This window comes from Vibrio sp. R10-SG3-ISO3, from assembly GCF_059834225.1.
On the sequence record NZ_JCBDHE010000020.1, the window covers coordinates 76,197 to 99,536 of the forward strand.

20 protein-coding genes are annotated in these 23,340 nt (G+C 50.7%); 6 read left to right on the forward strand and 14 right to left on the reverse strand.

Annotated elements, in window-relative coordinates; all coding sequences use genetic code 11:
• The first annotated feature begins 41 nt into the window (after positions 1-41).
• Together AC6R1A_RS05530 and AC6R1A_RS05535 are read left to right on the forward strand one after the other, a co-directional pair.
• A complete protein-coding gene (locus AC6R1A_RS05530) occupies positions 42-746 on the forward strand; it encodes a helix-turn-helix domain-containing protein (protein WP_487901555.1) in 705 nt (234 codons plus the stop codon).
• A 105-nt stretch (positions 747-851) separates the two neighbouring features.
• Positions 852-1,790 (forward strand): DMT family transporter, encoded by a 939-nt coding sequence (locus tag AC6R1A_RS05535; RefSeq protein WP_487901554.1) that lies wholly within the window; start codon positions 852-854, stop codon positions 1,788-1,790.
• Here AC6R1A_RS05535 and yqfB read toward each other — a convergent pair.
• The 3 genes from yqfB to AC6R1A_RS05550 all read right to left on the reverse strand — a co-directional run bounded on the left by yqfB (position 1,762) and on the right by AC6R1A_RS05550 (position 3,851).
• Complete coding sequence (yqfB, locus tag AC6R1A_RS05540; RefSeq protein WP_334551721.1) at positions 1,762-2,094, reverse strand: N(4)-acetylcytidine aminohydrolase; 333 nt, start codon at positions 2,092-2,094, stop codon at positions 1,762-1,764. The genes AC6R1A_RS05535 and yqfB overlap by 29 nt on opposite strands.
• Positions 2,091-3,290, reverse strand: a complete 1,200-nt coding sequence (locus AC6R1A_RS05545) for a DEAD/DEAH box helicase (RefSeq protein ID WP_500633543.1) — start codon at positions 3,288-3,290, stop codon at positions 2,091-2,093. The genes yqfB and AC6R1A_RS05545 overlap by 4 nt, the downstream gene beginning before the upstream one ends.
• 87 nt (positions 3,291-3,377) lie before the next feature.
• A complete protein-coding gene (locus AC6R1A_RS05550) occupies positions 3,378-3,851 on the reverse strand; it encodes an OsmC family protein (RefSeq protein ID WP_500633544.1) in 474 nt (157 codons plus the stop codon).
• Positions 3,852-4,011: 160 nt separating this feature from the next.
• Here AC6R1A_RS05550 and AC6R1A_RS05555 point away from each other — a divergent pair, with 160 nt between their 5' ends.
• Complete coding sequence (locus tag AC6R1A_RS05555; protein WP_487901550.1) at positions 4,012-4,575, forward strand: sugar O-acetyltransferase; 564 nt, start codon at positions 4,012-4,014, stop codon at positions 4,573-4,575.
• On the opposite strand, the gene AC6R1A_RS05560 is transcribed toward AC6R1A_RS05555, so the two are convergent.
• From AC6R1A_RS05560 to AC6R1A_RS05590, 7 genes are all read right to left on the reverse strand, one after another.
• Positions 4,576-6,792, reverse strand: coding sequence for a putative bifunctional diguanylate cyclase/phosphodiesterase (locus AC6R1A_RS05560; RefSeq protein ID WP_500633545.1), 2,217 nt, complete (start codon positions 6,790-6,792; stop codon positions 4,576-4,578).
• A 24-nt stretch (positions 6,793-6,816) separates the two neighbouring features.
• Entirely contained in the window at positions 6,817-7,776 is a 960-nt protein-coding gene (locus AC6R1A_RS05565; RefSeq protein WP_500633546.1) for a phosphate/phosphite/phosphonate ABC transporter substrate-binding protein, read from the reverse strand.
• A gap of 267 nt (positions 7,777-8,043) precedes the next feature.
• On the reverse strand, positions 8,044-9,519 hold the full coding sequence (gene gtfA / locus AC6R1A_RS05570; protein ID WP_500633547.1) for a sucrose phosphorylase: 1,476 nt from the start codon (positions 9,517-9,519) through the stop codon (positions 8,044-8,046).
• 67 nt (positions 9,520-9,586) lie between these two features.
• Entirely contained in the window at positions 9,587-10,678 is a 1,092-nt protein-coding gene (locus AC6R1A_RS05575; RefSeq protein ID WP_500633548.1) for an ABC transporter ATP-binding protein, read from the reverse strand.
• 27 nt (positions 10,679-10,705) lie between these two features.
• Positions 10,706-11,896, reverse strand: coding sequence for a carbohydrate ABC transporter permease (locus AC6R1A_RS05580; RefSeq protein ID WP_500633549.1), 1,191 nt, complete (start codon positions 11,894-11,896; stop codon positions 10,706-10,708).
• Positions 11,896-12,906: a carbohydrate ABC transporter permease gene (locus AC6R1A_RS05585; protein ID WP_487903479.1), complete on the reverse strand. Its 1,011-nt coding sequence runs from the start codon at positions 12,904-12,906 to the stop codon at positions 11,896-11,898. The genes AC6R1A_RS05580 and AC6R1A_RS05585 overlap by 1 nt, the downstream gene beginning before the upstream one ends.
• Positions 12,907-13,027: 121 nt before the next feature.
• Positions 13,028-14,380: an ABC transporter substrate-binding protein gene (locus tag AC6R1A_RS05590; RefSeq protein ID WP_500633550.1), complete on the reverse strand. Its 1,353-nt coding sequence runs from the start codon at positions 14,378-14,380 to the stop codon at positions 13,028-13,030.
• Between the two features lie 402 nt (positions 14,381-14,782).
• Here AC6R1A_RS05590 and AC6R1A_RS05595 point away from each other — a divergent pair, with 402 nt between their 5' ends.
• A complete protein-coding gene (locus AC6R1A_RS05595; RefSeq protein WP_500633551.1) occupies positions 14,783-15,820 on the forward strand; it encodes a LacI family DNA-binding transcriptional regulator in 1,038 nt (345 codons plus the stop codon).
• Between the two features lie 18 nt (positions 15,821-15,838).
• Positions 15,839-17,539: a glycoside hydrolase family 13 protein gene (locus tag AC6R1A_RS05600; protein WP_500633552.1), complete on the forward strand. Its 1,701-nt coding sequence runs from the start codon at positions 15,839-15,841 to the stop codon at positions 17,537-17,539.
• Between the two features lie 81 nt (positions 17,540-17,620).
• Here the strand turns inward: AC6R1A_RS05600 and AC6R1A_RS05605 are convergent, their stop codons facing one another.
• The 3 genes from AC6R1A_RS05605 to AC6R1A_RS05615 form a co-directional block, all read right to left on the reverse strand.
• The gene (locus AC6R1A_RS05605) at positions 17,621-19,330 is read right to left on the reverse strand and encodes a pseudouridine synthase (protein ID WP_500633553.1); all 1,710 of its coding nucleotides are present in this window, start codon (positions 19,328-19,330) and stop codon (positions 17,621-17,623) included.
• Positions 19,331-19,403: 73 nt separating this feature from the next.
• Entirely contained in the window at positions 19,404-20,252 is an 849-nt protein-coding gene (fghA, locus tag AC6R1A_RS05610) for an S-formylglutathione hydrolase (protein ID WP_500633554.1), read from the reverse strand.
• A gap of 66 nt (positions 20,253-20,318) precedes the next feature.
• On the reverse strand, positions 20,319-21,467 hold the full coding sequence (locus AC6R1A_RS05615) for an S-(hydroxymethyl)glutathione dehydrogenase/class III alcohol dehydrogenase (protein ID WP_500625378.1): 1,149 nt from the start codon (positions 21,465-21,467) through the stop codon (positions 20,319-20,321).
• Between the two features lie 179 nt (positions 21,468-21,646).
• On the opposite strand from AC6R1A_RS05615, the gene AC6R1A_RS05620 reads away from it, so the two are divergent.
• On the forward strand, positions 21,647-22,537 hold the full coding sequence (locus AC6R1A_RS05620) for a LysR family transcriptional regulator (RefSeq protein WP_500633555.1): 891 nt from the start codon (positions 21,647-21,649) through the stop codon (positions 22,535-22,537).
• On the opposite strand, the gene AC6R1A_RS05625 is transcribed toward AC6R1A_RS05620, so the two are convergent.
• Positions 22,538-23,308, reverse strand: coding sequence for a siderophore-interacting protein (locus AC6R1A_RS05625; protein WP_500633556.1), 771 nt, complete (start codon positions 23,306-23,308; stop codon positions 22,538-22,540).
• Positions 23,309-23,340: the final 32 nt, after the last annotated feature.

The following is a 23,340-nucleotide window of genomic DNA, read 5'->3' on the forward strand; positions in this document are numbered from 1 at the left end:
GTCAATCAATGAGCTGCTCATGCAGTGGGACAAGGAACAGTATGGACATCAGTGTTCGCTCATACACCAAACAAAAACGCGGTCATTGGCACACTTATCATCAATTGGTTCTGCCGCTAAGCGGAGCGATTGATATTGAGCTTGAAGACTATCGCGGAAAGGTTTCGCCGGGAGAGTGTGTGGTGGTGAAGAAAACACTTGAGCACATCTTCCGGGCCGATGAAGCCGCCCGTTTTTTAGTCGTGGATAGCGACACGTTGCCAGAGCCCTTACTGACTGCCAAGATGCCGGTGTTCTCAATCTCGACACCACTTCAGCACTACATTGAGTTTCTCGCAGCGCAACTGGAGCAGTCTGTTGATACGCCTTTGGAAAGTCAAGCATTTGAACTGTTTACATCGCTGCTAGCACGACAAGAAATGCAGCGCAGTGGTGATGCCCGAATTCAGAGGGTAAAAGCGCACATCAGTGCTCATATCGATGCGCCGATGGGCATTGAATCTCTCAGTCGCATCGCCTGTTTGAGCGCGACACAATTTAAATCGCAATTCAAAAAGCACACCGGACAAACCGTTCACGCGTATATTACGGCAGAGCGTATGTCACGAGCTCATGCACTATTGACTCACACCGACTTAAGTATTGCTCGAATTGCAGAGCAGTGTGGTTATCAAGACGCGTCAGCATTCTCGCGGCGATTTCAGGTGCACTTTTCACTGTCACCGAAGCAAGTACGTCATCTCTAACAGCGCCATAATCATCAGAATAACCGAATAAACCGTCCTTTCTGCACATTGGATGTCTTAGGCTTGCCGTAAGCTAAATGGAGTATTTCTGGCTTGGATTAGGCAATGTCTGCTCACGTTTCTTCTTCACAATGGCAATCTATTGGTGCCATCCTATTCGCTTCCTTACTTTGGGGAACCACTGGCAGCGCTGCGGCGCTCGCTCCGACCATTCACCCGTTAGCGATCGGTGCGTTTGCGATGGGATTGGGGGGATTACTTTTGGCGCTTATCGCTGTTCCCGCACTCATAAAAGACCTGGCAATTTTGCGCCAACATGTTGGTACGCTGATTTTGGGCGCGTTGGCTTTAACCTTGTACCCGCTGGCGTTTTATACCTCGATGCGGTGGTCAGGTGTTGCGATAGGGACGGTGGTTTCTATTGCCACTGCGCCACTGTTTACCGTCTGTTTTGAGCGTCTTTTTGGCACGGTTAAAGCGCTATCGACACAATGGCTAATCAGTTTCGCTTTTGGGGCGATTGGGGTCATGCTGTTAACCCTAACCAAAGGTGATGGCGTGAACACCTTGGACAATGGGCGTTTTACATTCGGTGTTGTGTTGGGGTTAGTGGCGGCGGCGAGTTATGCCGGTTATTCACTGGCAGCAAAGCAGCTTATTACCTTAGGTGTACGATCCCAAAGTGCGATGGGGGCGATTTTCGGCCTTGGTGCATGTTTGTTGCTGCCTACGCTATTTTGGACGGGAAGTGCCCTATTTGCATCAGCAATCAACAGCGCTGTCTCTCTATATATGGCTGTGATCCCGATGTTTGTCGGCTACCTGCTGTTTGGTTTTGGATTGCGCAGGGTCGAAGTGCGCACGGCGACACTACTCACTCTGTTTGAGCCTTTGGTGGCGGCACTGCTGGCAGTGATATTTCTAGGTGAGAGGCTCAGCATTCAAGGCTGGGTCGGACTGGGGTTGATCAGTGCGTGCCTACTGATTCAGACACGCACAGGGCGAGTGAAAAAGGCTATGCCACTCGCTCAAAACGAATCATAAACAGTTGATCCAGATCGGGGTAGATGTCACGAATCAAGGTTTTCAGCTCAGGCAGCGGCAGGTGCTCTTGCTCTGCGTGAAATTCGTTGATGTCGTCGTAGCGCAGCGGTTCGACAGACAGAATGCGGATGGTGCAAATGCTCTGCTGCGTCTCGAGTGTCAACACCTCGACCTCAGTGCCAGGCACATAATGGGATTCAGCTTCATCTCGAATCGTGATGGTCTTTTTCCCTTGTGCCACCAGCGGTGTCAAGAACTCGAAAAACGTCATCTTGGTAGGATGACTGATGTCAGGGTGACTCATGACTCTTCCTTAGGTTGACGTTTATGTTTCGGCACATAGTTGAGGATCGAAATCGGTACCGGTTTGCGCGGCTCAAAGCCTTCCACTTCACGGCGTTCAATCAAGTGGCCTAATCGGCTCTCAATCATGCACAGGTTCTTAAAGTTGTCTTTAGAGACAAACGAGATCGCCTCACCTTGGGCATCGGCGCGACCGGTTCGTCCAATACGATGGACGTACTCATCGGCAGGGAAAGGCAGGTCGTAGTTAATCACCCGTGTCAGTCCTTCAATATCGATCCCGCGTGCGCCCACGCCAGTGGCGATCATGTAACGGATTTTACCGGCTTTGAAATCCGCTAATAGCTGTTTTCTTATCGCTTGACTACGACCACTATGAAACGCTTCAGCGTCAATGCCGCGTTTGGCCAACTGATCGGCGAGTTTAGCCGCGCCATGTTTGGTCTCAATAAAAATCAGCGCTTGGTCCCAGTCGTTCTCTTTGATGAGATGGCTCAACAGGGCCGATTTTTTATCTTTATCAACGGTAATCAGCCACTGCTCAATGTTCTTTTTCGATGCCTGATTGGCGGCAATACTGATTTCAAACGGATCGTGAACCGCTGTCTTGGCAAGTTCTCGGACCTTGTTGGATAGGGTCGCTGAAAACAAGAGATGCTGAATATCGGTTGGCAGTCGGTCGAGAATTTTGTTCAGATCGTCAATAAAGCCCATGTCTAACATGCGATCCGCTTCATCCAGCACCAACACTTCGACCTCTTCAAAATAGGCGGCGCGCTGGCCATATAAATCGAGTAAGCGCCCCGGTGTGGCCACCACAATGTCAACGCCTTCGATCAACGCCTGCTTTTGCGCTTTATCACCCACACCACCAAACAGGGCGACAGAGGTGAGCGGCATGTGGCGACTGTAGTGGCGGATTTTTTCATCAATCTGCTCGGCCAACTCGCGGGTTGGCGCCAGAATTAATGCACGAAAACGTTTTTTACGCTGAGTCTCTCCTTGGGCGAGTCGCTCCAAAATTGGCCAGACAAAACTGGCGGTTTTACCTGTACCGGTCTGAGCCGCGGCGATTAAATCGTCGCCACGTAAAATGACAGGGACAGCTTTGGTTTGAATTTGGGTCGGTTTACTGTAGCCCAGTTCGTCAATTGCACGAACCAACGGCTCGCTGAGGCCAAGGTGAGAAAACGCCATGATGATACTCTGTAGTTGTGGGTGGCTACCGCACAGGGCAACCTAAATGCTGAGGCGGATTGTAACATGAATCCGCCACGAGACGACCTATTCGGCCGTGTCGATGTGAGTGATAATCTCGGTGGTGACGGAGTTGGCGATAAAGCAGTGTTGGTGCGCTAAGTTGTGCAATTTTTCCAGCTGTTGACGAGTGGGCCGTTTCTCACCGGAGAAGATCACGCGAGGAGAGAGAATCACTTGCGTCACTGAGCTATAGCCTTGGCTGTTTTCCTCCAGTTTTCCCACCGCTGCATCGCGGTAATGGTCAACGACGAAACGTTGTTTGGCCGCAATGCCAAGAAACGTCAGCATATGACAACTGGAGATAGCGGCAATAAAGGCTTCTTCAGGATCGACGTTGGCTTCTGTCGAATAGGGTAAAGGGACAACGTGAGGTGAGGAGGACGCGTCAATCACAGCGCCGCCATCAAAATGCCATTGATGACTGCGATGGTACTGATTGTCACTAAATGGTTCATCGGGTGCTCTTTGCCATTCCACCGTCGCGATATGCTTAGCCATTGGGTCTCTCATCCATGTGGGTGAATCTTGCTGTTAGGTTAACAGAGTTTCCTTGTTGAATCAGAGCGATATATGTCACACCTCGTTGGTTGTGTTGTGCAGCGAAACAGTAACCCGCGTAAAGTGACAGCAAATTACCGACTTTTGGCTAGGAGTCATCATGAACAAAACCGAAAAACAAAAAATGCTCGCAGGTGAGCCGTACAATGCGTGGGACGAGACACTCTACCAAGAGCGCATCCGTTGTAGAGAGCACTTACTCAAGCTCAACAACACGATTCCCAACAGCCCAGAATGGCGCGAGGCGATCGACAGCCTGCTGCCTGATGCGGGAGAGGCCTATTTAGAGCCGCCGTTTCGTTGTGATTACGGCAGTAATATTCATGTGGGTAAAAACTTCTACGCTAACTTTAACTGCGTGATTTTGGATGTGGCGCCGGTGTACATTGGCGATAACGTGTTGCTCGCTCCCAATGTTCAGCTTTACACCGCAGGCCACCCGTTGGATGTCAAAGGGCGTGTCGAAGAGGGTGTTGAGTTTGGTACCACAATTACCATTGGTGATAATGTCTGGCTAGGCGGTGGTGTGATTGTTTGCCCAGGAGTGACCATTGGTGATAACACGGTTATCGGGGCGGGCAGTGTTGTGACGAAAGACGTTCCGGCGAATGTAGTTGCCGCGGGTAATCCGTGCCGCGTGATTCGCGAGATTGAGCAGCGTTAGCTAGCCATGATCTCGAAGCGTCGGGGGAACCACGGAGAGCGTGGCGCTCTTCCCGGCGCTCATTTCTTCTGCTTGTTGGTAGAGAATGCGGCTGATGGCCTCGGCGTAAACGGGTTTCGAATAGAGATACCCTTGGCCGAGTTCACATTGCTCGCTCAGTAAGTAGCGTGCTTGCAGCGCGGTTTCTATGCCTTCAGCCACCACTTTGATGTTCATCTGCTGAGCCATTGAAATCACGGCCGAGCACAACGCGCGATCATTCTCATCCTCTTCAATATCAGACACAAAGCTGCGGTCGATTTTCAAACCATCGACGTTGAATTCTCTCAGATAGGCGAGCGACGCGTAACCTGTCCCAAAGTCATCCAACCATACTTCAATACCCAATTGGCGGATTTTATCCAGCGTTGTTTTGGCTTTGTCCATGTCGAGCATTAAGGCCGTTTCCGTCACCTCGACGTGCAGGTGCGAGGCGTGAAGCTGATGTTTGTCGACCAGTTCCGCTAGGCGTGCGGCAATGTCTTGGTTGTAAATCTGCTTGGCAGAGAGGTTGATTGCAACATGAAAATCATCAGCGTGCGGTAACTGATGCCACTTGTTCAGTGCCAGACACACTTGTTCCATAATCCACTGGCCGAGAGGCAGAATCAGCCCAGTGGATTCTGCGACGGGGATAAACTCGCTTGGCGCGATTAATCCTCTGGCTGGGTGATTCCAGCGAATCAGCGCTTCAACGCCGATGACTCGACCTGTTTGCATATTCACTTTCGGTTGGTAGTGGATTTCAAATTGAGAAAAGTCTCTGATTGCCGCCCGCAACTCTCGTTCAATCACGCCGCGATTGAGTACTTGATATTCCATCTCTGTGGTGAAATGACAGTAACGCCCTTTGCCTTGAGTTTTGGCGGCGTACATCGCGATGTCGGCGTTTTTGACCAGTTCCTCAGCACTTTGACCGTTGGCAGGGAAGAGGGCAATACCAACACTAGCGCCAACGACCACGGATTCGTTGACCCCTTGGAGTAATATCGGTTCTTCAAATAGGTGTACCAGTCGCTGCGCGATGTCACCGGCTGCGTGTTGATCAATGTGAGGAATACAGAGTAAAAACTCGTCCCCGCCGACGCGGGCAATTAGGCTATTTTCTTTGGCGTGACGACTGAGTAGATGCGCGACAAAATCGCTGTGACGTAAGTTCTCGCTAATTTTACTCGCGACGCTGCATAATAACTCATCGCCCGCTTGATGGCCCAAGTTGTCGTTGATGCGTTTGAATTCATCCAAGTCGAGGAAAAGAATCGCGAACGTCAGCGGCTTCACGCGGTGCTGCTCCAATAATCCCTCTAAAAAGCCCAAAAACTGGGTGCGATTGGGTAGTTTTGTCAGTGGATCGTTGTAAGCTAAAAATTGAATGGCATCACTGCGTTCTTTGAGGTTATTGTCCATCTCATTAAAGGCTTTGGCTAGCTCACCAAGCTCATCACCACGCTCAATGTTATTCAGATTTTGATAGTGACCCCGGCTGATACGCTGAGAGTGACGCACCAGTTTTGTGATGGGTTTGATTAAGGTGTTGGCCATGACAATTGAAATCACAAAACTGACGAGACACATCACCGCTGTGACCACCACAATTAAAAAGGTGCTGTGCTCTGTGCTGGCTTGGTTAATTTGTTGAATGATCTCTTGGTTTTCAGCGATGTCACGTTGTATTGCGGTCAATGAGTACACCATCATCACACCGCCAAGTAGCTCCTGATTAAGAATCAGTGGGCGGGCGATAACGAGTCTATTCCCTTCATGGCGCAGATACTCCATCTGTTTGCCAAGCGTCGTTTGTTCGACATTGGTATCATTCAGGGGCATGCCATAGGCGTCGCCTTCTCGACTGCCTCTGTGAATGACGGTACCATTGAAATCATACACTTTGACTTCGAGCGTAGAGGCATTTTTCAGCGTCGGTTCCAAAATCCGCTCAATCCCATCCAAATCGTAAAAGTACATAGGGTTAAGCAGCGCTTCAGTGAGATAGCTCATCGTCTGTTCGGCTTGGCTTTTCGCATAGCCGATAAAACGCTGCGCCATGTGCTGTCCGTTTTCTTCTAGTACCTTGGCATTGTAATGGCTGTTGATGATCCATTGAGAGAGTGCAAAGCTCCCCAGTGTGAGAATCACGGCGAGCATATTACCAACGACCAGTTTACTCTTGAGTTTCATCCTATTGCCTCGTCATGCTGGTCACTAACGACCTAGATATTGATCGACGAGGGCTTTCTGTTGCAGAGACCAGACGATGCTCTGTTCGATGTCGTCGGTAATGGGGTCAAACTTTGCTGTCTCCTTGTATTTTTTGAGTGGCAGCACGGCGCTCGGGTCTTGGTCTGCCAAGAAGAGGACTTGGCTTATTGCTTGTTTGAGATCGGGATCCATATCGGGTCGAACGAGCATAAACGCACGAGGCACAGAGGGGCTCGTGTGGATGACGCGCAGCTGCTCTTTGATTGGGGCCGGAATTTCTTTCTCCCAGTCGATATCACTGAACGCCGCAGCGGACACGATTTTACGATGTACCCAACTCATCATATTGGACTCACCACCCGCAGATGAGAACTCATCGGAAAAGAAGTAGCCAATTTTATCTGTAGGCGGCAGATCGCGCGGTGAAGTCACTTCATGCAGCGGATAGCCTTGCTCTATCAATACAGAGATAGGAATTAGAAATGCGCTGGTGGAGTTACGATCCTCAAAGACAATCACTTTGCCCACCAAATCATCCAAGGTATAGATGTCGGAGTCTTGATGAACGAAAAACAGCGAGGCGTAGTTGGCCACCCCGTTTTTCCAGCGACGCGCAATCATTTCAGCATGGCTGTACTTGATGAGATCGTCCGAGGCATACACCGTCTCTGATACGATATCCACTTGGCCACTTTTGACCCAATTGGATAGCTGAAGGTTAGTTTTGGCCACCACAACTTTGGCTTGTACAATACCATGTTGATGGAGGTTCGCCGCTAAGTAATCGGCAAAGGGCTGCGCACGTTTAAAAGCTTTCTTCGGGTTGGAGCTAAGCGTGCCAAGAATAAGGGTTTGCTCGCGCGTAATCTCAGGTGATTCGCTCGCGAATACGCGAGGTAAACTCAACAGCAACGCGATGGACAAGGCGGTAACAGCAATGTGAACCCAGTGGCGTGGTGTCATAACTCTCCCCTTATTTGAAGAAGATACACGTCACTGTCTGCGCAGTGTTTTAAACAATTGAACAACTGACTTAATAAATTAAGTCTAGTGTGACTCGTAATATTGAGCAATATGAATGATAAATTGCTCATCAAGCTTGAGCGAAAGTTCACGGTTTACAATGTAAATGCTAGGAAGAAAAAGGCTTCTCATGCTGAGAAGCCAGTTCATTGAGGTTATAGCCAGTTCAATGAGTTTATAGAGTGCGGTGTGAAGGCCACAGGATGCTTAACGCTCGTCTAGCCACGTTTGCAAATCGAACGTGCGTATATTGCCTGCATCCTCAAGGTGAATCTGCGCTCTGCGAGTTGCCAAATCAAGTTGCAGCGTTGCGCGACTGTCTAAATGAACCCATTCCATCGTAAGGCTTGAACCCTCGCCAGCCACGCTAAAACTACCATCAAACGCGGCGCTGCGATTACGCAATCGAATCAGTTCACACAAGGCGTTGACGACAGGCTTGCCTCGTTCAGCGGCTAACTGCGCTGGTGTGAGGTAAGGGCGATTGATGTCTCGACCCACTTGAGTGCGATGGAGCAGGGCCATGTCGTTGTGCATCGCCAACAAACCGCCGTAGTAGACTTGAGGAACGCCGGGGCTGAAGAACTGAATGGCTCTCGCCAGCAAATAATCAAAATCGCATCGCCCTAGTGCGTCATAGTAGCTGCAATTGACTTGATAGAGATCGAGGTTATTTGCTGCGCTACCTGTTGCCTGCTGACTCTCTCCTTGGCTCTTTTGATGAATGGTCTCGACGAGCCGATCGATTTGTTCGGCGTCGAGTAACCCCGGTTTGTCACCTTCAGGGCCAGCGTCGATGATGCCGATGCCATCGTGTGTGTCGAGCACGGTTAAACAGTTTCGTGGTGCGATCGTCAGCCACTTGACCAACGCCTCGACATTATTGCTATAGAGGGTGTGTAGGACCAGTGGCGGCAGAGCAAAGTCGTAGACACGATTGACTTTGCTCGCCACGTCAATTTGGGTTTTATAGTGGCTATGAATTTCAGCCACGGTCTCCATGCCAAGTGCGTTGGCGCGCTTGGATAAGGTATCGATAAACGCAAAGGTATCCTCAATCATAAAGCAGGAGGTGCCCGCGCGTTTAATCGCATAGCCTGCGGCGTCAAGGCGAATGATTTTTACACCGTTATCAGCAAATAGGGTCAGTACGCGCTCAAGGTAGGCTTGACCCGCTTGCGTTTCCACATTGATGTCGATTTGGTTGTCAGTGAAAGTGGTCCAAAAGTTGACGGATTCACCGCTGGCGAGGGTTTTTGCGCTAAAACAACTGCCCGGACGAGGGCGATAGATCCGCTTAGCTTGCTCTTCACTGATGCCATCTGGAAACAGATCGCGCTCTTTAAGAAACATCGACCAATACTCAGAGGCTTCGCCTTTCTCCAGCACATCCAAAAACTCGGGCGATTGGCCAGAGGCATGGTTGACGATAAGGTCGGCCATGATTTCAACGTCTTTGCCAAGTGCGTTGAGATCGGGCCAATCGCCAAGCCTTGGGTCGATTTGAGCATGGTCAATGGGATCAAATCCCGCGTCGCTACCATCAATTGGGTAATAGAACGGCAAAATATGCACGCCGCCAAAGAGGTCGCTCAACGTGTTGCTGAGTGTGTTGCGCAGCGCATGAAGACCGCCACCCGTTAGGCGGTCTGTGTAAGTGATTAACTGAACTTGGTTTTTCATCGGATTCTCTTTTTTTACACTCTCTTGTCCAAACTCTCTTGTTCAAACAGGGTGAGCGATAGACACACTACAGATGTTTCAGTGAGATACCTTGTTGGTTGAACAAGTGAATCTTATCGGGCTCGGCGGTCAGTTTAATTTGCTCGCCTTTGTGATAGTCGAGAATACCCGGCAGTTTGGCGACGATGGACTCATCATGATTGGGCAGCTGAATGTGCAGCAGCGTGACTTCACCGAGCGATTCGACAAACAGCACCGTGCCCGTCATCAGCTCTTGCCCCTCTGCGGCGACGCGAAAATCTTCTGGGCGAATGCCCATTTGCAAGGTGTCGCCAACTAATGCGTTCTGCGCTGCGATCGGGACGGTAATGGTGAGGCCGCTTTCGGCTTTGATTTGAGACTCGCTGCCTGCCGCTTCAAGAGTGACTGGGCTAATGTTCATCGCAGGTGAGCCAATAAAGCGCGCAACAAACACGTTCGCTGGATTGGTGTAGAGTTCCAGTGGTGTGCCGACCTGTTCAATCTTGCCTGCTGACAGTACCACAATGCGATCGGCAAGTGTCATGGCCTCGACCTGATCGTGCGTCACGTAGATCATCGTGGTTTGCTTGAGCTCCTCTTTTAAGTTGGCGATCTCAATACGAGTTTGTACCCGCAGCGCCGCATCGAGGTTAGAGAGTGGCTCATCAAAAAGGAAGACTTTTGGTTGGCGTACAATCGCGCGGCCAATCGCTACTCGCTGTCTTTGCCCACCGGACAGCGCTTTCGGTAAACGGTCGAGGTAAGGTTCTAGTTGCAGCATGCGCGCGGCTTCCATTACTCGCTCATGGATCGCTTCTTTTGACTCTTTCGCGATGCGCATCGCAAACGCCATGTTGTCGTAAACCGTCATATGCGGGTAGAGGGCGTAGGTTTGAAACACCATCGCAATACCGCGCATCGCCGCAGGCAAATCGTTGACTTTCGCCCCTTCAATAAACAAATCACCAGAGGTGATCTCTTCCAACCCCGCAATCATGCGCAGCAAGGTGGATTTACCACAGCCTGATGGCCCGACAAAGACGATAAATTCGCCTTGATCAATCTCCAAATCGACACCGTGAATGACTTGGGTGTCACCGTAGGCTTTTTTTACGTTGGTCAGTGTTAATCCTGTCATTATCAATTCTCTTCAATCCTTGGCTGGTTATTTCACAGAGCCAGAAAGCAATCCGCGCACTAAGTAGCGCTGCAAGGCAAAAAATACGGTCAGTGGTACAGCAATTGAGACAAAGGCTGAGGCCGTGAGGATCTCCCAGTTACCGCCACGGGAGCCGAGCAGTTCGCGTAAGCGGGCGGTGAGCACCATGTGCTCTTCTCCTGTACCTAAGAACACCGTCGCGACCAGTAAGTCATTCCATACCCAAAGGAATTGGAAAATGCCAAAAGAGGCAAGGGCAGGGAAGGAGAGTGGCAGTACGATGCGCATAAAGATCTCAAAGTCTGTCGCACCGTCGACCTTGGCGGACTCAATGATCTCCCTTGGTAGGCTAGAGATGTAGTTGCGCAGCAGATAAATCGCCAGTGGCAGACCAAAGCCGGTGTGGGCAAGCCAGATACCGAGATAGGTTTTCGCGCCCACGCCAAAGAAGGCACCAATGTCGTTGTAGAGACGTAGCAACGGGATCAGTGACATCTGCAATGGCACCACTAGCAAGCCAACGACCATAGCAATCAGCAGGTTGCGACCGGGCATCTTCATCCAAGAGAGCGCATACGCAGCGTACGCAGCGATCAAAATCGGGATAATGGTAGCGGGAATCGTCACGGTGAGTGAGTTAATGAATGAGCGACCGATCCCCTCTGCAGTCAGTACCTCGCGGTAGTTATCTAAGCCAAACTTGGGCGGCACGACGGCGGTATAGAAAATACGTTTGCCACGTGAGCCTTTGAACGGCTCGTTTGAGACCATTTCATAGTGACCATCCTCAGTGACGGTCAATGTCCCGTCGTTCATCTCGGCCACGTCGCCGGGTTGGTAAGCGGTCGGCTCTCTTGAGGAGAAACCAAATGCTTTAATATCAACAGGCTCACCATCAAGCAGCAGTTGCCCGGCAAGCACATACTGATCGCCCCGTTGAATTTGCGTGTCTGGATCGCCGGTGCGATCAACGAGATTTTGTTCGGATGCGGTAAGGGATGTCCACCAACCACTCAGGGCAAGCTGATCTTTATCTCGGAATGAGGAGATAAACAGGCCTGCGGTCGGCAGTGTCCAAAGAATCACGATGACGAGCACCGAAAGGTGGACAAGAAAGGTCAGCGGTGAGCGCCTAAGTTTACTCAGGCTAAACTTGGCTTGGCTCACATTGGGTGCTGTAGTTTGAGGCTGAGACATTAACGATCCTCCATTTGAGCGCTGGCTTGGCGCATGTTCCACACCATAACAGGAACAACCGCGACCATGATCACCACGGCAATCGCCGCGCCGCGGCCAAAGTCACCGCCGCCTCTAAACATCCAGTCGAACATCATGTTCGCCAGCACCTGTGTACTCCATTGACCGTTGGTCATGGCAAGGACGATATCGAACACTTTCAGCACTAAGATGGTGATGGTGGTCCAGACCACAGCAATGGTGCCCCAAATCTGTGGAATGAGTATTTTGAAGAAGATTTGCACGCCATTGGCCCCATCAAGGACCGCCGCTTCCACCGTCTCTTCGGGAATACCGCGCAGCGCGGCTGAGAGAATCACCATCGCAAAGCCGGTTTGAATCCAAATTAAGATCACCATCAAAAAGAAATTATTCCAAAAAGGGAGGGTAATCCATGCTTGCGCCGTGCCGCCGAACAGTTCGACGATGGCGTTTAAAATACCGATTTGTTCTGAGCCTGACGCACGATAGTCATAAACGAACTTCCAGATGATCGACGCACCAATAAAGGAGATGGCCATCGGCATAAAAATCAAGCTTTTGGCAATATTGCCCCAGCTGACTTTATCGGTCAGCGCCGCGATCACCAAGCCAAAGAAGGTCGAGGCAGCCGGTACGACCAATAGCCACAATAGGTTGTTGAACAGGGATTCACGAAACTCCGGATCGTTAAACAGCCAGGTGTAGTTACTCAAGCCTACAAACTCAAAGCCGTTTCGATCGTGCAGTGATAACACCACAGATTCAAAAACGGGATAAATAAGGTAGAGGCCCAAAAACGCCAACGCTGGGCCAAGAAAGAGCCAAGGGCGAATCGCTGCGGCGCGACGCAGGTTTTGCGCCATAGTCTGATTGGAAACCCGACGAGTCGGGAAGATCACGCTAAGTAACCAGTTGGTGCCGACAAAGTAGACCACGCAACTGGCGACGCCTAGCGCCATGATAAATAAAGAGGAATAGAGTTGCTCCATCACGACCTCAACTTGGAACCCATACCGACAGAAAACGCTTAGCTGACTGTCGAGGGTTGAACATCAATACGGCAGTCTCATCAGCGGGCTACATTAGGTAGCCCGCATGGGATGAGATGAACTATTTGAGCGCATCCCAGGTTTTTTGGATGTCGTTGGCGACATCTTGCGCCGATTTACCGCCGCTGTAGTCGACCATGCCTGTCCAGAATGCGCCTGCACCGATTTTACCTGGCATCAAGTCAGAGCCGTCAAAGCGGAAGGTTGTGGCTTGAAGTAAGATCTCACCTTGTTTTTTCAAGGTGTCGTTGCCGTACGCATCCACGTTAGCGCCTTTGTGCGGTGTTAAGAAACCAGACTGAGCCATCCAAATTTCATGCGCAATCGGCGATTGGAGGAACTCCATGAACGCGCGAGCCGCTTTTGAATCTTTGGTGATGCTCCACATGGTGCCGGCACCCAGTACCGGTTTACCTAAGTCTTTCGACTCATAAGCAGGGAAGTAGAAGAAGTCCGCATCCGCGCCCAGTTCCGTTCCTTCAGGGAAGAAGCTTGGAATGAATGACGCTTGACGGTGCATGTAACATTTGGCCGGAGAGGTAAAGAGACCTTTTGGTGAATCCCTAAAGTCAGTTGCAGCGACCGCACGCGCACCGCCATCCACGTAGGCGTCGTTGCGAACAAACCAACCGAATTCTTCAATTGCGCCGACCACTTTCGCATCGTTGAATTTCAGCTCGTTGCTAACCCATTTGTCGTAATCTGCGGGTGATTGGGTGCGCAGCATCATGTCTTCTACCCAGTCAGTGGCTGGCCAGCCGGTTGCGCCGCCAGAACCTAGACCGACACACCAAGGTGTTTCACCATCTTTGACGATTTGATCGGTAAGCGCTTTAAGCTCTTCCATCGTTTCTGGTACTTCGTAGCCTGCGTCTTCAAAGTTTTCAGGCACATACCAAACCAGTGATTTCAAATCGACTTTATAGAAGAAGCCGTAGAGCGCTTCTTTGCCATCTTTGCCGGTAAATGTGCCCAGGTCGACCCAGGATGAGCCTGCCGCATAGTTATCATTAATCCAGTCGGCCATGGAAGGCTCAAGTGGCGTTAGGAAGCCTTTTGAGGCCAAATCAGCCGCAAGACCTGGCTGCGGGAAGATCGCAATGTTTGGCGCACTACCTGCTTGTACATCGATGGCGATTTGCTGCTCAAACGAGTCTGAGCCAGAGTATTTCACCACGGCGCCTGTTGCCGCTTCGAAGTAGGCGATAACGCTTTCCACCAGCTCCTTATCTTCGGTCAACCAAGGGCCGAATACGGTGACGGTTTCACCTTTTAAATCCATATTTTTGAGTGCTTCGTAGCTCTGCCAATTAAAGCGAGCGTCTTCACCCGGTGCGTACTTCAGTTCGGCGGCAAACGCGGAGGTAGCAGAAATCGCGACCGCGATTGCACCAGCAAGTAGAGAGGTTTTCATCAGTAAGACTCCATGTATTCGATACCCTTTACCTTCAATGGGTTAGGGTGGGTTCAGATACTTTGTTTCATTGTTATAATTGATGTTATTCCCTAGACTTAACCCATCAAGATTCTATAACTTCTATAAAGACCAGTAATTTCTTAATCGATTAAGCTATCAATAAACAACATAAGACGTTATTTCAAATTCGCCTGTTTTTCTGCTCAATCTTGTGCTTTTGATCAAATTTTTCTCTGGTTTGCTGCTCACTCTATGACCGCTGTCAAACTAATCAATTTTTAGTGATCAAGTGAGTTCCTTATTTCTTCTTAATCGATTTAGAATTGTGACATATAACCCTGATCTATCGACGCCGTTGGTGTGGTTCACTCAGGGAGTCAGTGAAGGAGTGGTAGTGCGATGAGCAGTGAAAGGCGAAAACCGACGTTGAAAACCGTGGCGGCCCATCTTGGGGTCTCGACCGCGACGGTGTCGAACGCTTTCAATCGTCCCAACCAACTCTCCCAGTCTCTGCGTGAGAAAATTTTGGCGGAGTGTGAAACGCTCGGTTACACGGGGCCAAGCATTACGGCGCGCAGTTTAAGAACGGGGAAAACGGGCGTGATTGGTGTATTGCTGGCAGACAGCCTGGCGTACAATTTTACCGATCCGGTGGCGACCGAATTTCTCGCGGGAATATCAAAAACCTTGGACGCAGCACACGTCAATATGCTGCTGCTGCCCTCCAATCACGAGAACTACCAAAATACGCAGGTGGAAACCATACCGGATAGCTTTATCGTCTATGGTAAGCCGATGGACCCGAGCGTGATCAATCTGATTTTGCGTCAACACAAGCCGGTGGTGTCGGTGGATTTCTCTCTTCCTGATATTCCTTCCGTGAACGTAGATAACCTCACCGCGTGCTATGAGATCGCCAAACACGCCATTCGTAGCCCGAATGACAATGTGTTGATTCTTGGCCTGCGTCTAGAGCCATCGACCTCCATGTCGCTGGCGAACCTGAACTCACTGTATACCAGTGAAGAGTCCGTCTCGCGTTGCCGTTTTGAAGGTTACAAAAAAGCTTTGGCAGAAAGTGGGATTGATTTGGCCTACGAGAACGTCTGGCAGATTCACGACCTTGACGAAACCAGCCTGAAAACCATGCTGCGCGGCGCGTTGGCCAACCCGAAAAAAGTCGATGTGCTGCTCTGTATGAGTGACAAAATCGCGCTTGCCGCGCTGGATGTGGCCAATGAACTTGGTCTTTCTATGCCCGATACACTGCGCGTTGTAGGCTTTGATGGCATTCCCAAAGCTGCGCAAGCGGGCCTGACAACGATTGCTCAACCGATTATGAAAAAGGGCCAAGTGGCCGCGCAAATGGCGCTTGGACACATCCCTTACGAAACCGTCCAACTGGACACAGAGCTGGTCGTTCGCACCAGCAGTTAACTTGCTAAGGAGTCTCCCATGACGACGGGACAACTGGAAAAACGCTGGTGGCATGATGCCGTGGTGTACCAAATCTACCCAAGAAGCTTTAATGATTCTAATGGGGACGGTATTGGCGATATTCCGGGCATCATCGACAAACTGGATTACATTCAAGAGCTCGGAGCCAATGTGATTTGGCTCAGTCCTGTCTACAAGTCACCGATGGATGACAACGGATACGACATTTCAGACTATCAGCAGATCGCGCCGGAATTTGGCACCATGGCGGACATGGACAGGCTATTGGCAGAAGCCGACAAACGCAGCATCAAGATTGTGATGGATTTGGTGGTGAACCACACCTCTGATGAACATCCTTGGTTTATTGAATCGAAAAGCAGCAAGGATAACCCTAAGCGCGATTGGTACATCTGGAAAGATCCCAAACCCGATGGCAGTGAGCCCAACAACTGGGAGTCTTTCTTTAAGCCCAAAGCGTGGACACTGGATGAGAATACTGGCCAGTATTACTTGCACCTGTTTAGCAATCGCCAGCCGGATCTCAACTGGGCCAATCCAGAAGTGCGTGAAGCCGTGTATGAGATGATGCATTTTTGGCTCAAAAAGGGGCTTGGCGGGTTTCGCATGGATGTGATCAACATGATTGGTAAGCCGTCTGATTTTCCCGATGCGACCATTTTTGACGCCGGTGTCGCAGGCTGGGAACATTGGTCCAATAACCTGTTGGTGCACCAGTATTTACGTGAAATGCATGAGAAGGTACTTCAGCATTACGATGTGTTGACGGTAGGAGAAACGCCCTTCACGACGACCTTAGATGGCCGCTACTATTCGCACCCTGATCGCAAAGAGATCAGCATGATTTTCCAATTTGAGCACGTCAGCATTGATCGCGAAGAGCATAACGCAGTGAAAAAGCCGTTCGATCTGGTGCAGTACAAGGAGATCATGGCACGTTGGCAAGACGATTTGTACCAAAAAGGCTGGAACAGCGTCTATTGGAGCAATCATGATCAACCGCGTACTGTCTCTCGCTACGGTTGTGATTCGCCGCAATATCGAGTCATCAGTGCGAAAATGCTCGGTACGGTGCTGCACATGATGAGCGGTACGCCCTACATCTATCAAGGCGAAGAAATTGGCATGACCAACAAGCATTTTGCCAGTATCGAGGAGTTCAACGATTTGATGGCCAAGTTCCATTATCAAAAAATGATGGAGCGTGGCATGACCGAGCAAGACGCATTGGCGTTTCTCAATGACTTCTCACGCGACCATGCCCGAGTTCCTGTGCAGTGGGAAGATGCGGTCAACGCGGGATTCACCACCGGGACACCGTGGTTGCCGGTCAATGACAACTATCCAGAGATCAATGCGGCGCAAGCGGTGCTTGATCCTAACTCGATTTACCACCACTACCGCGCCCTGATTGCGCTGCGTAAAAGTGAAGAGTTTGGTGATGTGGTGGTGTATGGCCGTCACACATTGCTCGACCCGCAAGACAGTGAAGTGTACGCCTATGTGAGGCAAGATGAGCAAAGCGGCCGCGCTCTGTTGGTTGTGGCGAACTTTACTGATCAAACCTTAGAGCGCCGCTATCCGTATCAAGCCAAACAAGTGCTGATCAACAACTATCCGCAAGCGGAATTTAACCTTGATGGATTAACCTTAGCGCCGTATCAAGCAGTGGTGATGGAGATTACGCCAAGCGTTTAAGTGGGCGTTTGGCGCCTTCATTCTCACCGCCATAGCGTGAGTTCATAAGCCGCATAGCATCAACGCTATGCGGCTTTTTACTTAAAACTCACACGGTGCTTCGAAGATGAGCGGCTCTTTAGTGTAAGGATGCTCAAACTCCAATCGCTCAGCATGCAAATGTAGGCGATCAGCTTTATGGCCGTAGAGCGCATCACCGACAATCGGGATGGCGAGGCCAAGGTGATGGGCACAGTGAACGCGCAATTGATGGGTGCGTCCTGTTCTTGGGTGAAGCCGTAACTTGCTGCGCCCATCGCGTTGTTCAATTAATTGCCAATGGGTTAACGCCGGTTTGCCGTGTTCAAAGCAAACCAGTTGGCGCGGTCTATCTTCTGGGTCGCCTCGCAGCGGCAGCGAAATCTCCCCTTCATTGCCAGGCACTTGGCCATCGATTAGCGCGATGTAGCGTTTTTGTACTTGGCGAGAGATAAACTGTTTTTGCAGGCTTTTGTTCGCACGGCGCGTGAGAGCGAACACCAAAAGCCCAGAGGTCGCCATATCTAATCGATGAATAACAAACGGCCCTTCACACTCAGGGTAGCGCTCAATCAAACGCGTATAGGCGGAATCTGTGATGGTTTTACCCGGGACTGAAAGTAGGCCAGAAGGCTTATTGACCACCACCATAGCGTCATCTTCATAGATAATGTCGAGGGGCAGGTTTTCGGCCCAGTTTTGCTCAAGTGGATTGTCATCCACCTCTAGCCCTTGCAGCATGTGGCCGAGAATCGGTTGACACTTACTGTTGCACGATGGATAAAAATGTCGGTGCTGGCGAATTTCCGATTTGGGTGACACTCCCCACCAAAACTCCGCCATAGCCAGTGGCGTATAACCATGCTGATGCGCGTAGTGGAGCAGTTTCGGCGCAGCGCATTCGCCTGCGCCAGCAGGAGGCGTCGGGGTGGTGGTTGGGGCGAAAATTGCATTGAGTGAGCGCGATTCACCGCGTGCATTGAGAAACTGATAGTGGTCAAACAACTTGTGTTGCAGTTGGTTTGAGAGCGTTTTGCGCTTTTGTTTTAACGCGTCTAACTGCGCTTGTTGTTCGTCAATGCGTCGCTGTAATGCTGTCGCTTTCTCTTCCCACTCCAGTTTTAGATACTTGAGGCGGTTTTTATCCGCGACACTCTGTTTTGCTAATTCATCGAGGCGCGCTTGCTGCTCAGCGCTGTGTGGCTCGCTTTGTAGGGTTTGACGCTCTGCTTTACGCTCAGCACGGCGCGAGATCATGGTTTGTCTCAGAGCGTGCTCCTCTTTGGCGAACGTTTGATTGAGCGTGGTGAGCGCCTCGATGAGCGGTGTCAGATCGTGGTTTTGCTGCCAAGTGGTGACTTGCGCATTAATGTCGGTGATTTGCGCTAATTCTCGGCGGAAAAAGCTCTCTTCCGCGAGCATATCAAAGACGGGCGGGACAAAACCGGGCAGAAGGTTTTGGTCAGCAATTTTGCCTGAAAAAGCAGAAAAGAAACCAATCTCACCTTGCGGTGAGCGCACTAACAGCACACCAAACATTTTTCCACTAGAGTGTTGCACGGCCGCAGAATCACTCTTCAGAGCGCCGTTTGGCGAAACACCAAAGTCATGCTGCCACTGGGTTTGGCTCATCAAGTGTTGCTGCAACTGCGCAGCTGCTGCCACGCACAGCGGATGCGGCTGGTAGTAGAAGGGGAACGTGAACTTCTCAGGTAGTGTGCGGGTATCTATCGCTGGTTCAAAGCGAGTAAACAGCGAGTCCGGTTGGTGCATGGCTGGCATTCATTCTTGATTCAATCTGGCGCCGATTGTACCGAATTAACGTTTGAATGCCAGCGAGAGCGTGTTACGCATCAATCAAAGCGAGGTGCTTGGCGTGAAACTCGAGATGTTCATCAATAAAGCTCGAGATGAAGAAGTAGCTGTGGTCGTAGCCACTTTGCATGCGCAGTTCCAAATGACTGTCATGGGCTTTTGCCGCGGCAAACAGCATCTCTGGTTTGAGTTGATCGTTTAAAAAGTTGTCCGCATCACCTTGGTCGACAAGGATAGGCAAAGGTGATGGCCCAGATTTCAATAGCTCACACGCATCGTATGGCTTCCATGTTTCGACATCTGAACCGAGATACGCCTGAAACGCTTTTTGTCCCCAAGGGACATGAATCGGATGACAAATCGGACTAAAAGCGGAAATCGACTGGTACAGGTGCGGATTTTTCAGGCCAATCGTCAACGCTCCGTGTCCGCCCATGCTGTGGCCAGAGATGGAGCGCAGCGAGGAGATGGGAAAGTGCGATTCAATCAGGGTCGGTAACTCTTCGGTGATGTAGCTGTACATCTGATAGTGCTTTTTCCACGGTGGCTGTGTGGCGTTGAGGTAGAATCCGGCGCCTTTCCCTAGGTCGTACTCTGGGTCATCGGCGACCTCGTCACCTCTTGGGCTGGTATCGGGTGCGATGATTGCTAGGCCAAGTTCGGCCGCTTTTTTGAACGCACCAGCTTTTTGCATGAAGTTTTCGTCAGTACAGGTGAGGCCAGAGAGCCAATACAAAGCGGGGACAGGCGAGGTGGCACTGGCATTGGGCGGCAAAAACAGCGCAAAACGCATGGTGCAGTTTAGCACCTCAGAGTCATGGCTATATTGCTTGTGCCAGCCTTGTGCCACTTTGGCTTGCGATAGGTTAGTTAAGGTCATCGTATGCTCCTAACGTTGGCTGCCGCCACAGTGTGACGGCAGACGAATGATGAGTGTGCGGGCGGGTTATTTATCCATGTGGATGACAGAGCGAATGCTCTTACCTTCATGCATCAGATCAAACGCGTGGTTGACCTCATCAAGGCCCATGGTGTGCGTGATGAACTCTTGCAAGCCAAATTCACCCGCTAGGTAGCGCTCAACAATGTCGGGAAGCTCAGAGCGGCCTTTAACGCCACCAAAGGCACTGCCGCGCCATACACGACCTGTCACCAATTGGAATGGACGGGTTGAGATCTCTTGGCCTGCACCGGCCACACCAATGATCACTGACTCCCCCCAACCTTTGTGGCAACACTCGAGTGCAGAGCGCATCACATTGACGTTACCAATGCACTCAAAAGAGAAGTCGACACCGCCATCCGTCATTTCGACGATCACTTCCTGAATGGGGCGATCAAAGGATTGTGGATTGATGACATCCGTCGCACCCAGTTGCTTGGCCAAATCAAATTTGCTCTCGTTGATGTCGATACCAATGATACGACCCGCGCCCGCCATGCGTGCACCGATGATTGCCGAAAGACCAATACCACCGAGGCCAAAAATCGCGACGGTATCGCCTTTTTGTACTTTCGCCGTATTTAAAACCGCGCCCATACCTGTGGTGACGCCACAGCCGAGCAAGCACACCTCTTCAAGCGGCGCTTCTTTGTTGACTTTCGCCAGTGAAATCTCTGGAAGCACAGTGTATTCAGAGAAGGTTGAGCAGCCCATGTAGTGGAAAATAGGCTGGCCATCTTTGTAAAAGCGCGTGGTGCCATCAGGCATCAAACCTTTGCCTTGTGTTTCACGTACCGCTTGGCACAAGTTGGTTTTACCCGAGGTACAGAACTTACACTCACCACATTCTGCGGTGTAGAGTGGAATGACGTGATCGCCGACGGAAACACTCGTTACGCCTTCGCCAACCATTTCGACAATGCCGCCGCCTTCATGACCGAGAATCGCGGGGAATACCCCCTCTGGATCGTCACCTGAGAGCGTGTAAGCATCGGTGTGGCATACGCCCGTCGCCACGATACGCACCAACACTTCGCCTTTTTTCGGCAGTTGGACATCTACTTCTTCCATTTTCAGTGGCTCGCCAGCCGCCCAAGCCACAGCGGCTTTAGACTTAATGAATTCCTGACCGGGTTTAATATCAAGTGCCATCGGGTATTCCTCTTTTTTAGCAGTGGGCAGACGCTCTAAGCCTAGCAACAATAGCGAAAGCTGCAGCGTCCTATTTCATTACTACCTTATACTGTTTCGCTTTTGTTGATAATGAGGTGGATTTGCAAATGATTTTTACGTATATGTAATAATTGGCGAGTTTAAATGAGGAGAGAGTCATGGCGAATTGGGAAGGGGTGAACGAGTTTGTCGCAGTGGGTCATCATCAATCGTTTACTGTCGCGGCCAAAAAATTGAATACCTCTGTGGCGCAAGTCAGCCGTAAGGTCGCTGCGCTTGAAGAGCGGCTAGCGGTTAAACTGCTTAACCGCACTACGCGTAAAGTCTCGCTCACCGAAGCGGGGCAATTGTACTTTCAACGCTGCAAACATCTGGTCGAAGGGCTTGAATTGGCAGAGCTCTCTGTAACACAAATGCAATCGAGCCCCAAAGGTATGGTGAAAATCACTGCGCCAGTGGCTTATGGTGAGTCGCATGTCGCGCCGATCCTTAATGAGTTTTTGGAGCACTATCCGCAAGTGGATCTGGACTTAAATCTCACCAATCAAACGTTGGATTTGATTGAATCAGGCGTTGATATCGCCGTGCGCCTTGGCCGCTTACAAGACTCCAGTTTGATTGCCAAGCGGCTGTCATCTCGGCAAATTCACGTCTGTGCTTCACCGGCTTATTTGGCGCGCTATGGCGAGCCGCATACCTTGTCTGAACTGGTGAATCACAGTTGCTTGGTTGGGTCACTGGATCATTGGCGGTTTGTCGGAGGGACGAGAGAGCGAGCGATTAAAGTCTCGGGTCGAGTGCGCTGTAACTCTGGTTTTGCGCTGCGCAGTGCGGCAAAGCGCGGCCTTGGTTTGATTCAACTGCCCGACTACTACGTCAAACAGGATTTAGAATCGGGCCAATTGGTTGAAGTGCTCACCGATTATCGCGTTGACCGAGAAGGCATTTGGGCGCTGTATCCCCACAATCGAAATTTGTCGTCCAAGGTTCGCCTTGTGATTGATTTTCTGGCAGAGAGGCTCGCACAGCGCGAGCCGGTTAGTGAGTAACTAGGCGAGGCTATCGGCGTCTTGCTTTTTAATTTGCTTGTGGCCATCTTCTGAGACACCTTGCTTCCAATAACTGCTGATGTAGATGAAGTCGCGGTCCACCTCTTTCTCATTTCTAAAATACTGTCGCAGTTGGCGCATCGAATCAAACTCGCAGGCACACCAAATGGACGCTTGACCTGCTAACCAAGGTTGCGCTTTGACATGCTCTGCCAAAGGCTTGCCTTCGGTGACCCAAAGTACATTAAAGTGACTGGGTATCGTTAAGGCTTGTTTATCTTGCTCGGATTGAACCTGAATCACCGCATAACCGCGTGCGTCTTCAGGCAGTTGTTTGATTTTGGCGGACAGAGCAGGGAGCGCAGTCATATCGGCGACCATAAAAAACCAGTCGGCATCTGTGTTAATAGGCGCAATGGTGCCAGGGCCGGCAATTGAGATGTTATCGCCCACCTGAGCGGACATCGCCCAACGCGCCGCAAAGCCGCAACTTAAGTCGCGAGTTTCGTGACGAACAAAATCCACTTCAAGAGTGTGTGCGGCCGCATCAAAGTGACGAATGGTGTAGGTACGCATGATGGGGCGCTGACCTTCTTGTTGTGAAGTGAGATCGGTGCCACCTTCTGCATTAAACAGTAGTTTAATGTAACCGCCATCGCAGTCATGGGGAAAGTCACTTAAGGCGTCGCCGTGCAATACGATGCGCTGCATATTGGGCGTGATGGTCTCTGTTGATACAACAGTAAGCAGTTTTGGTGAAGGCTTCTTCATAATGAGGACTCTTACAATCAGGTTGAGCGCGA